10 protein-coding genes are annotated in these 11,685 nt (G+C 35.9%); all 10 read right to left on the bottom strand.

Features of this window, described 5'->3' with window-relative positions; genetic code table 11:
- Nucleotides 1-144: 144 nt before the first annotated feature.
- Nucleotides 145-1,632 carry a TSUP family transporter gene (locus tag ACUXZJ_RS06410; RefSeq protein ID WP_063743677.1) on the bottom strand — a complete coding sequence of 496 codons (1,488 nt, stop codon included), beginning with the start codon at nucleotides 1,630-1,632 and terminating at the stop codon, nucleotides 145-147.
- 5 nt (nucleotides 1,633-1,637) lie between these two features.
- Nucleotides 1,638-2,366, bottom strand: coding sequence for a DUF2490 domain-containing protein (locus ACUXZJ_RS06405; protein WP_063743676.1), 729 nt, complete (start codon nucleotides 2,364-2,366; stop codon nucleotides 1,638-1,640).
- Nucleotides 2,367-2,514: 148 nt separating this feature from the next.
- On the bottom strand, nucleotides 2,515-4,158 hold the full coding sequence (locus ACUXZJ_RS06400) for an NADPH-dependent assimilatory sulfite reductase hemoprotein subunit (protein ID WP_446196074.1): 1,644 nt from the start codon (nucleotides 4,156-4,158) through the stop codon (nucleotides 2,515-2,517).
- Between the two features lie 53 nt (nucleotides 4,159-4,211).
- On the bottom strand, nucleotides 4,212-5,876 hold the full coding sequence (locus tag ACUXZJ_RS06395; RefSeq protein ID WP_446196072.1) for a diflavin oxidoreductase: 1,665 nt from the start codon (nucleotides 5,874-5,876) through the stop codon (nucleotides 4,212-4,214).
- Nucleotides 5,866-6,687: a uroporphyrinogen-III C-methyltransferase gene (gene cobA / locus ACUXZJ_RS06390; RefSeq protein WP_446196070.1), complete on the bottom strand. Its 822-nt coding sequence runs from the start codon at nucleotides 6,685-6,687 to the stop codon at nucleotides 5,866-5,868. The genes ACUXZJ_RS06395 and cobA overlap by 11 nt, the downstream gene beginning before the upstream one ends.
- A gap of 157 nt (nucleotides 6,688-6,844) precedes the next feature.
- Complete coding sequence (gene cysK, locus ACUXZJ_RS06385) at nucleotides 6,845-7,753, bottom strand: cysteine synthase A (protein ID WP_446196068.1); 909 nt, start codon at nucleotides 7,751-7,753, stop codon at nucleotides 6,845-6,847.
- Nucleotides 7,754-7,797: 44 nt separating this feature from the next.
- Nucleotides 7,798-8,613: a serine O-acetyltransferase EpsC gene (epsC, locus tag ACUXZJ_RS06380; RefSeq protein WP_060383309.1), complete on the bottom strand. Its 816-nt coding sequence runs from the start codon at nucleotides 8,611-8,613 to the stop codon at nucleotides 7,798-7,800.
- Nucleotide 8,614: 1 nt separating this feature from the next.
- Entirely contained in the window at nucleotides 8,615-9,847 is a 1,233-nt protein-coding gene (locus tag ACUXZJ_RS06375; protein WP_063743671.1) for a sulfate adenylyltransferase subunit 1, read from the bottom strand.
- Between the two features lie 73 nt (nucleotides 9,848-9,920).
- Nucleotides 9,921-10,826, bottom strand: a complete 906-nt coding sequence (gene cysD, locus ACUXZJ_RS06370) for a sulfate adenylyltransferase subunit CysD (RefSeq protein WP_446196065.1) — start codon at nucleotides 10,824-10,826, stop codon at nucleotides 9,921-9,923.
- Nucleotides 10,827-10,859: 33 nt separating this feature from the next.
- Nucleotides 10,860-11,555 carry a phosphoadenylyl-sulfate reductase gene (locus ACUXZJ_RS06365; RefSeq protein WP_063743669.1) on the bottom strand — a complete coding sequence of 232 codons (696 nt, stop codon included), beginning with the start codon at nucleotides 11,553-11,555 and terminating at the stop codon, nucleotides 10,860-10,862.
- Nucleotides 11,556-11,685 lie beyond the last annotated feature (130 nt).

Genomic DNA, 11,685 nt, shown 5'->3' with positions numbered 1-11,685 from the left:
AGATTATTTTTCTAAATTTTGTTAAAAAAAATCATTAAAATAGATTTAATTACTTAAAAAAGAAATAAAGAGCATTTAAAAAACTAGAAAATAGAATTGTTATAGAATTTGGTTTTCACCCTAGACAAGCAAACAATCTAGAAATTAACAAATTATCCCTAAAACCTCCAAAATATGCACTTTAGAAATCATAATTTTCAAACTCCACACGATAACCAATAAAGCCACTAATAGCAAAGCTGTTCGTTGCGGAATTTTCCCTACAAGCTTGGCCGCCAATGGTGCAGCTAGAGAACCTCCAAGAATTAAACCTGCTATAATATACCAGTGACTGACTCCTATCGCTAAAAAGAATGTTACAGAAACGGCTAGCGTCACAAAAAACTCCGCTAAACTTACGGTTCCAATTACATATTTAGATTTTTTCCCTAATGACAACAAGGTAGAAGTAACAATAGGTCCCCAACCACCTCCTGAGAAAGCATCTAAAAATCCTCCAGAAAACCCTAATACTCCCGTGGCGACGCTTTTTTTACGTTCTAAAGGTTTACGGCGTAACGCTAGTCGTAACAAATTTAAGCCCATTATCATTGTATAGGCAGACAAGAGCATATAGGTCTCTTTTTCGTAAGTCTTCCCTAGATATACCAATAGCAAAGCTCCAGCTACAGCTCCTATAACCCCTGGCACTGCCAACCAAAACAACAGTCGTTTATTCACATTGCCGAAACGATAGTGCGAATATCCGCTGATGCCACTAGAAAACATTTCGGCGGTATGTATACTTCCACTTATAGCCGTCAAGTTCACCCCAAACAGCATCATACTGGTTGAACAAGTTAATCCATAGCCTAATCCTACAGCTCCATCAACCAATTGTGCAAAGAAACCTACAGCCAACATGATATAAAAAGCAAATGGTATTTGACTTGTAAAATCAAGCAATTGGTGAATAGAAACAATCCCCGAAAATCCGTAGCCTACAAAAACGGCAAAAAACACAATGGATAGTTGGAACGCTAATCGTTGGTATTTTTTATTGGCCTTTTTCTCTTTTTTAGGATTTAATGCTTGAGTAGCTTGATTTAGCACCTCTAATTTTTCTTGAAAATCGCCTTTTAAAGAATCTCGTAAAGCATTTAAACTGTCTAAATTTTCTTCTATAGAATCTGGAATAACATCGGTAAAAAATTCTCGCATTCTACGAGCTAACACAGGCGATTTCCCATTGGTAGAAATCGCTATTTTCATATTCCCTTTATTGACTATCGACCCTAAATAAAAGTCGCATAAATCGGGTTGGTCTGCTGCATTGACTAATATTTGACGAGCATTTGCCAACTTTTTAATGCTTGCATTGACCTCTTTATCATTAGTAGCCGCAATCACAAAATCGATATTTTCTAAATCAGTCTCTTGAAAACTTCTTTCTTCAAATTGAACAGAAGGTTCATTTCTAAGTTTTAGTAACGTAGTATCAAAAATTTCTTTTCCCACTAATTTGATAGAAACATTTGGATTTTGTTTTAATAATGTTTCCATTTTTTCTAACGCTACATTACCACCGCCTACGATGAGAAATCGTTTGCTTTCAGTTTTTAAAAAAACAGGAAAAAGTGTGTTAGTATCCATAATTATTAGTTGCTTAAATCGATGTTATGAAAAATAGAAAAACGAATAATACTCCTATCATAAAACTCGTTACCTGATGTTTTTTGTTGGAACCAATTCATATATCCTACCTCCACAGCAAAACTTTTATTTAATTTATAATTCAATGCGGTATAAATTCTGTTTTGGTCAAACACATTTTTCACAATTTTATTCCCCAAATTAAACATGACCTCATCTTTGATTTTAAAAGTCAGCTTTTCTTCATTTTCTTTTTTAACCAATGGAAAATCAAATCCTAATTGGTATCTAAATCTAAAATTTGAAAATACAAATCCGCCTCTTAGTTCTTCATTTTTCGTTTGATGAAAAAACCTAGCTTCTAGTTTATACCTATGACTAATCGAAAAGAAGTTATATTTTTTCTTAGCATTAAATCCGATGTCAGGACGCAATTCAGGCACAATCAATTTACTATTTGATTCAGGGTTATGCGGACTTTGTAAAAACAGAACCATTCCCACCGAAGCATTGATATTATCAATTAATTTCCTATCTAAATTAGTTCGAAATACTAACTGATGTTGTGCTGCTGGATTGTAAAATTGTCTTTCTTGTATTTCCGAATGGAGTGCCCAATTAGCATTAAATTTTAATTGGTTATAATACCCATACCACAACAACTGTTGGCTTTCTACTTTCTTTTGCGCAAAAGTGAAAGTGGGTATAAATAGTAGTATTATAATCTTTTTCATTTTTTTCTTTTGAGGCTGTCTGAAAAGTAATAAATAAGCATCTAGTTTGTCACTTCGACGACAGGAGAAGTCGCATTATCAGCATTATGTGATTTCTCCCGCTGGTCGAAATGACAAGATTGCGGCTTTTCGGACACCCGCTTCATTCTTAATTTAATATCACTCGGTTAGCGTAATCCCCAAAGGTTTCCCCTTCTTGTTTTTCTTGGGTATAACGTCCTAACAAGACATCTATTTCTGCTAAGATTTGCGCTTCAGTTTGTTTTTCTTTATATAGTTTATTTAATCGTAAACCGTATCTATCACCACCCAGCATAAAGTTATATTGTTCAGGACCGGTGCCTATGAAACCTAGTTCGGCTACATAAGGGCGACCACAACCATTAGGACAGCCTGTCATACGTATGGTCAATGCATCTTCCGATAAGCCATGTTTTGCCAAAAGCAGTTCAATTTTAGTAACTAATACAGGTAAATAACGTTGTGCTTCGGCAAGCGCTAACGGACAAGTAGGCATTGCTACACACGCCATGGAACTTTTACGAATGTTACTTACGTTTTTCTCTATGTCGTATTTGCTCAATAAAGCCTCGACTTTTGCTTTGTTTTCCGTTGAAATTTCGCCTAATAACAAGTTTTGGTTACCTGTAAAAATGAAATTATTTATATTCAATTGTGCCAATTCATACAAAAAGGCTTTTTGCTCAGGTTTTACTACACCGTGTTCTACAAAAAGGGTATAATACCATTGCTCGTCGGCGCTTTGTTCCCAACCGTAACGGTCATTACGCTCAGTAAACGTGTAAGGACGTGCTGGTTCTAATTGAAATCCGATGCGTTTTTCTAGTTCCGCTTTGAAACCTTCTACTGTCATTTTATCTACGGTATATTTTAAACGAGATAATTTACGTTCTACACGATTTCCAAAATCACGTTGCACCGTTAATACTTCATACACCGCTTTTAAGGTTTTTTCTTCGGTATCTGTAAACCCTAACACATCACCTAAACGTGGATACGTCGAAGTATTTCCGTGGGTTGTTCCTAAACCTCCACCTACAACAATATTGAAACCTTTTAATTCATTGTTTTCGATAATGGCAATGAGTCCCAAATCGTTTGTAAACAAATCAACATCATTACTTGGCGGAATTGCAATGGCAATTTTGAATTTACGAGGCAGGTATCTGTTTTCATATAACGGATCAGCTTCTGCCGAACGCTCGTAAATTTTTTCTCCGTCGATAAATACTTCATAATACGCTTGTGTTTTAGGCAACAAAAGGGTTGAAATTTTATCGGCATACGCGTGAATTTGTGCGTGTAGCGGAGACAATTGCGGATGCGAACTAGCAATTACATTTCGGTTTACGTCGCCACACGCTGCAATAGAATCTAATTGTGCTAGATTAAATCCTTGAATCGTTGGGCGCAGTTCGTGTTTTAATAATCCGTGTAACTGTACCGTTTGGCGAGTGGTAATTTTTAAGGTTCCTGTTCCGTACTGTTCTGATATGTTATGTAAGGCGATCCATTTTTCGGCATTGATAACACCGCCTGGAATACGCAAACGAATCATAAACGAATATAATTTGTCTAATTTTTTCGCTGCTCTTTCGGCTCTACGGTCACGATCATCTTGTACATACATTCCGTGAAACTTTACTAGTGTTTCATCGTCTGGTCGTACATTTCCGGTATGGTTATCGATATCGATGCTTTCTTTTAGCGTCCCTCTTAATCCGTCGCTATTGATTTTTATATATTCTACTGGTGATAATTTGTCGCTCATCTTTTTCTTGTTGTTTACACCTGACAGGTTTTTAAAACCTGTCAGGTGTACGATTAATACACGTCTTTTTGATATTTTCCTTGTTCTTCTAATTGGTCTAACACTTCTTTTGCTTTTTCTACTGAGATGTTTCTTTGGGAAGCGATTACTTCTATAATCGTGTTTTCGACATCTTTACTCATAGGATCTTTTTGTCCGCAGATGTAAATAGAAGCACCGTTTTCTAACCATTCGTTGAACTGGCTTGCATTTTCTTTGATGCGATCTTGTACATAAATTTTACGCTCTTGATCTCTGGAAAATGCCGTACTTAACTTAGTTAGCACCCCTGTAGATAACCATTCCTGAATTTCGGTTTGGTAATAAAAATCGAAAGCAAAATGTTGTTCTCCAAAGAATAACCAGTTTTTACCTTCAGCTCCTGTTGCATCGCGTTGTGCTAAGAAGCTTCTAAAAGGTGCAATTCCTGTTCCTGGACCAATTAAAATAATATCAGCATCGTCAGCAGGTAAACGGAAATTGTTGTTTTTGTGGATATAGAAATCATAATCGGTATCCAAAGGATAATCAGCTAAAAACTGAGAAGTCAATCCTGTTTTTATAGCATCACCCACTTTAAAACTATTTAGGTTTACCGTTAAATGCACTTGCCCGTCGTGTGCTTCGACAGCAGAAGAAATAGAATACAAACGAGGCGCAATAGGATGTAATAGAGCTACCACTTCTTCCAAAGTGCCTTTTTTAGGTTGGTATTTTTGGATAATATCTACCAAATCGGCTTTTTCTTCTGTAATTTCGATATCTAAAACTTTAGCTACATTTTCTAAGGATTTTTTAGATAAACCACGAATATTTTTATCCTGAAGTGTAGCCACATCGGTTACATTAAAATAAGCAGCAATACTTTGTAATTCCGTTTCGTTATTTTTTGGAATTAAACCTAAAGCATCTCCAGGTTCATAAGCTACTTCTTCATTAGGTGTAATTTCGATATGATAGGTTTCTTTATTCGAACCTCTATCATTCAGGATAACTTTATGTGAAATTTGCCCGGTAAAATTCTGCTTGTGCGATGTTGTTGCTACTGTCGATTTTGCTACAGTTGGAGTTGCCGTTGAAGCATTTCCGAATGCATTTTGTAAATCAGTTTCCCAAGTTGGAATTAAACTGGCATAATCCACATCGGCTTTCACCAATGGCAATAAACGTGTTGCCCCTTTTTCGGCTAAAACTTCATCTAATAGAACACCTGCATTACAGAATAAAGGATACGAAGAATCACCCAAACCGAAAATTGCAAACGACAATTTATCTAATTTCCCATTGAATGCTTTGATGGCTTCGTAAAAACCAACGGCATTTTGCGGGAATTCGCCTTCGCCTTGTGTACTTACCACAAATAACACCAAGGTTTCTTTTTGGAGTTTCGCCAAATCAAATTGGGCAACATCCACACTTTTAGCTTGAATTTTATTCTTTTTGAAAGTGGCTTGAATTTGTGAAGCTACTTTTTTAGAATTACCTGTTTCGGTACCATATACGATTAATGGTTTTACGGCTACAGCTGCACTTTGAGCAGGAGGAATTACCCCTGTTGCTTGAATTCCGAAATTCTTGGCTAAATATCCTGCCAAATAACCATTGGCATAAATCAGCTCTTCATTAGTGGCGTTCTGCACCAATTGTTGTAATAAGATATTTTTAGTTTCAGATAGCATTTTGATAAATAGTTTTATGATTATCGAAATAAGATTCAGTATTAGATTTTTCGGCAAACCAAGCATATTGTTGGTGAAGTCCCACCACTTTACCCACCACAATTAATGTTGGCACATATTCAAATTCAGGTAACGGTTTTGTGGCAATATCCTCAAAACTAAATACCTTTGTTTTTTGATTAGGCGTAGTGGCTTGTTGAATGACTGCGACACCTTTTTCAGCATCGATATTTTGTTCGATTAATTTTTGTGCCAACACTTTTAGTTTTTGACCACTCATATAAAACACCAACGTATCACTCGTCGTTGCCCAGTCGGTCCATTGTTGACTTTCCACATTTTCCAACTCATACAAAGTCAAGAAACGAAGTCCGCGGGAATATCCTCTTGCTGTTAAAGGCATTCCAGTATAAGCAGCAGCACCAAAAGCGGCAGAAACCCCAGGAATAATTTCATACGGAATTTTATTGGCAACCAATACTTGCAACTCATCTAAAATATTAGAGAACAAGGTCGAATCGCCACCTTTTAAACGAAGTACTAATTTTCCTTGTTGGGCAAAAAGCACAATTAATTCGTTAATATCCTGTTGCGGTGTCCAAACACCTTTAGAACATTGTTTACCTACATAGACAATTTCTGCGTCTTTACGCGCATATTCCTCAATAAGTTCAGGCGAAACGAGTCGGTCAGTTAAGACTACATCCGCCTTTTGCAAGTATTTCAAAGCCTTTAAACTAATGAGCTCTGGATCCCCTGGTCCTGCTCCCGCTAAGATTACTTTTCCTATATTTTTTATACTTCTTTCCATTGTTTTAGGTATGAGTTATCCCTATCGAGGCAAATTTGCCTCGATGAGAGTTACTTTTTGTTGTTTGTCACTCCGACAAAGGAGGAGTCACATAATTGATTTAGGTTATGTGATTTCTCCCGCTGGTCGAAATGACAACTTTGTAAAATTTTATTGATTAAAACAATCCTTCAATTGAAAGGTATCGTTCTCCGGTATCGTAATTAAAAGTTAATATGGTTGCATCGTCTGGTAATGTGGCTACTTTTTTAGCTACTGCGGCTAAAGAGGCGCCTGTAGAAATTCCAACCAAAATCCCTTCGTTTTTAGCGATGTTTCTAGCGTATTCAAAAGCCTCGTCTTTGCTTACTTGAATTACCTCATCAATTAAACCTGCTTGGTAAATTTCTGGAACAAAACCAGCTCCAATACCTTGTAGCGGGTGTGGAGAAGGACTACCACCACTTAATACAGGTGATAATTCAGGCTCAACCGCAATTACTTTTAGGTTAGGAAATTTTTCTTTTAGTACCTCAGCCACTCCTGTAATATGTCCGCCTGTTCCTACTCCTGTGATGATATAATCTAATCCGTCAGGGAAATCGGCTAAAATTTCTTGAGCTGTAGTACGCTTGTGTACTTCAACATTCGCTTGGTTGTTAAATTGTGAAGGCGACCAAGCGTTTGGAGTAGTAGCAACTAGTTCGGCAGCACGCTCAATAGCGCCTTTCATTCCTTTTTCGCGAGGAGTTAAATCGAAGGTAGCACCATAGATTTCCATTAATTTTCTACGCTCTACACTCATGGATTCAGGCATTACCAAAATCACTTTGTAGCCTTTTACTGCTGCTACTAATGCTAAACCAATTCCTGTATTTCCTGAAGTAGGCTCAATGATTACGCTATCTGGGTTTAATAATCCTTTTGCTTCCGCATCTTCAATCATTGCTAAAGCAATACGATCTTTAATACTGTTACCTGGATTGGTTCTTTCTAATTTGATATATACGTTTTTGTTTTCGTATAATTTATTGATTTTTACTACTGGAGTATTTCCTATGGTTTCTAAAATATTATTTGTTTTCATTTTCTTAGTTATGAGTTATGAATTCGTAATTAAAATGTCTCGGGTTAAATCACGTAATTAAGTGGTTCTGGGAATTCACTTTTTTTCTTGATTTCGATTTCGCTTTTATGATAGACCAAAGAATTTTCTGGCACTGAATGAGTTAACCAAACATTTCCACCAATAATCGAATTTGCCCCAATAGTTGTGTTTCCTCCTAAGATCGTTGCATTCGCATAAATGGTCACATTGTTTTCTATCGTTGGATGACGTTTTTCCGAAGCACTTTCTTTAGAAACCGATAAAGCTCCTAAAGTCACTCCTTGATAAATTTTTACGTTGTTACCAATTTTAGAAGTCTCCCCAATAACAATTCCAGTTCCATGATCGATAAAGAATTTTTCACCAATTTCTGCTCCTGGATGAATATCGATTCCTGTTTTTGCGTGTACATATTCCGAAATTATTCTCGGAATTACTGGCACATTTAATTTCCAAAACACATTCGCAATCCTATACGCCGTGATGGCAAAAAAACCAGGATAAGCAATTAAAACTTCTTCTTTAGATTTAGCCGCAGGGTCAAAATTCACTATGGTTTCTAAATCATTATCCAAAACATAATGCAATTGTTCGATCTGTTCAAAAAAATAATTGGAATACACTACTATTTGATTTGTTTCCTCTACAGTTTTTGCTAGAATATCTTGCAACTTTATTTGGAGTAACTTTTCTTTGTTTTGAAAAAATCGATAATTATGGTACTCCTGATCGATATCAAACAACCAATTAATCAATTCATCTATCCAATCTTCCACATTTTTCTTGTTAATTGGATTTCTGGTTCTTTCCTGATTTTTTAAATAAATTGAGTACGACATATTACAAAAACATTAAAGCTCCAACAGTATTATAACTTGTTTCATCGATTAAAATCGCATTTCCTGATTTTGCATTTTTATCAAAAGCATCATAAAATAAGGGCTGATTGGTTTTTAGGGTAACCTGTGCGATATCATTTAACTGAATCGAGTCTCCTTCGGTAAACTGCCATTGATTAATATTCCATTTGTTATTAACCTCTTGCACTTTTACTCTAACATTTTTAAAACGGTGTTGTAATAAATATGTTTTACCTACTTGCAGAGACGCATTATCCAACCATGAAATCCATGTTTTGATTAAGCTCGACTCTGTTGGTAATTCCTGACTAAGTACCACAGTGTCTCCTCGGCTAATATCAATATTGTTATCAAAATGCAACACTACATTATCGCCTGCTACAACATGATTTACTTCTTCTTGGTTTCTTTCTATTTTAACAATAGTAGTTTCTATTCGAGCTGGCAATATGGTTACATTATCGCCTACTTTATAACTTCCACTTAGCACAGGACCTGCATAACCACGATAATCATGATTCGCCTCGTCTTTAGGTCGGATTACCCATTGTACTTGAAAACGTGACTCTAGACTTTCTGCCGTTTCAACTTCAATACTTTCCAAAGTTTCCAAGATGGATTTTCCGTTATACCAAGGCGTATTTTCAGATGTATTTACTACATTATCTCCAACCAAAGCGCTTACGGGGATGTAGATAATTTCGTTATAATGTAATTCTGATTTAATTTGCTCAAAATCCGATTGAATTTGATTAAAAACAGATTCCGAATAATTCACTAGGTCAATTTTGTTGATGGCAATAATTGCCTTTTTGATTCCCATTAGCGACCCGACACTTGCGTGACGTTTTGTTTGCTCTGTTATTCCTTTTCGTGCATCAACTAAAATTATAATCAAATCAGAGTTAGACGCTCCCGTAATCATATTACGAGTATATTGCTCATGGCCAGGTGCATCAGCTATAATGAATTTTCTTTTTGAAGTGGAGAAATATTTATACGCTACATCAATAGTAATTCCTTGCTCTCTTTCGGCACGAAGTCCATCAGTGATTAAAGACAAATCGATGTCAACACCTTCTTGTTTGGTTTGTTTTTGCAAAACCCCTAATTGGTCTGTATGTATACTATCAGAATCATATAAAAGTCTTCCTATTAAAGTACTTTTACCATCATCTACATTTCCTGCTGTTATAAATCGTAATGTGTTCATTGTTTTATGTCTTAAAGTTTTAAAGTCGAAAGTCAAAAGTCTTGCAATTATCCTCTATATTCTATTCTCTTCTTTAAAAGTATCCTTGCTTTTTTCTGTCTTCCATGGCCGCTTCTGAGAGTTGGTCGTCCAATCTAGTTTGTCCTCTTTCGCTGATTCTGGTTTGGATAATATCATTAATGATATCATCAATAGTTGCTGCTTGCGATGGTACTGCTGCGGTACACGTCATATCTCCCACGGTTCTATAACGTACTTTTTCAACGACTACGGTATCACCTTCTTGTGGTTGGATAAACTGAGAAGTAGCTACTAATTTATCCTGATGAAGAATGCATTCTCTATAGTGAGCAAAATACAAACTCGGCAATTCAATATTATATTTCTTGATATAGTTCCACACATCGAGCTCAGTCCAATTACTAATAGGAAATACCCTTACATTGTGACCTTTTTGAATTTTTCCGTTTAAGATATTCCACAATTCAGGTCTTTGCAATTTAGGATCCCAGGCTCCGAAATCGTCACGAACAGAAAATATCCTTTCCTTTGCTCTAGCTTTTTCTTCATCACGTCGAGCTCCTCCTATACAAGCATCAAATTCATTTTCTTGAATAGTATCTAATAAAGTATAAGTTTGTAAAGCATTACGAGATGGGAATCTACCTGCAGTTTCTTTTAAATTGTATTTCTTGATGCTTTCTTCAACATTACCTACGATTAGTTTTTCTCCAATTTGGTTTACTAATTTATCTCTGAATTCAATAGCCTCAGGAAAATTATGCCCAGTATCTATATGTACCAAAGGGAATGGAAATTTACCAGGACGAAAAGCTTTTAATGCTAAATGGACTAAAACAATTGAATCTTTACCTCCTGAAAATAATAAAGCAGGTTTTTCAAACTGAGCAGCTGTTTCACGAAGAATATAAATTGCCTCGTTTTCTAATTGTTCTAAGTAATCGTTTGTATGACTCATTTTTTTATTTCTTATGCCTAAGGCGTTATTATATTATTTATGTAATCCACATTCTTTTTTTGATTGGTCTTCCCACCACCATCTTCCTGCTCTAAAATCTTCCCCCTCTTTGATGGCTCGGGTACAAGGAGCACAACCAATACTCACATAGCCTTTGTCGTGCAAAACATTATAAGGAACTGTATGCTGTTTGAGATAACTCATCACTTCTTCCAACGACCAGTTCACCAATGGATTATATTTAAATAATTTAAAATTCTGGTCCCATTCTAACAGCGGTACATGTTGACGGTTTTGCGATTGTTCTGCTCGTAATCCTGTTATCCAAAGGTTAGCTCCTTCCAAGGCTCTTTGTAACGGTACAACTTTTCGAATATGGCAACACGCTTTTCTATTTTCAACACTGCCATAAAACCCATTAATCCCATTTTGATTTACATACAACTCTAGCGTAGGTGCCTCTGGATAATATGTTTGTATAGTATTACTGTACTGCAAAAGTGTTTTATCCCACAGGGCGTAGGTTTCTGCAAATAACCTTCCTGTATCGAGCGTGAAAACACTTATATTTTTTAATTGGTTAGTAAAAATTTCATGAGTTATTACTTGGTCTTCAATACCAAAACTCGTTGAGAATACTATTTTCCCTGTAAAATTTTCGCTCAAAAACTTCAGGCTTTCACCTAAATCGTTTGAGTAGTTCAAAAAGTTTTTTATTTGCTCTGTCATAGTGTTTTAGAATAAAAAAGGCCCCTTGAAATTCAAGAGGCCCGTACAATTATATATATAACTAAAGATTAATAAATAGTACACACGACCTCCCACCGAAGTTGGCAACAACAACAGCAAGAAGTGTTTG

This window comes from Flavobacterium sp. TN-1 (assembly GCF_052828645.1).
The sequence above is the reverse complement of the archived record's forward strand: the minus strand, read 5'-3'. Positions and strand labels throughout refer to the sequence as shown.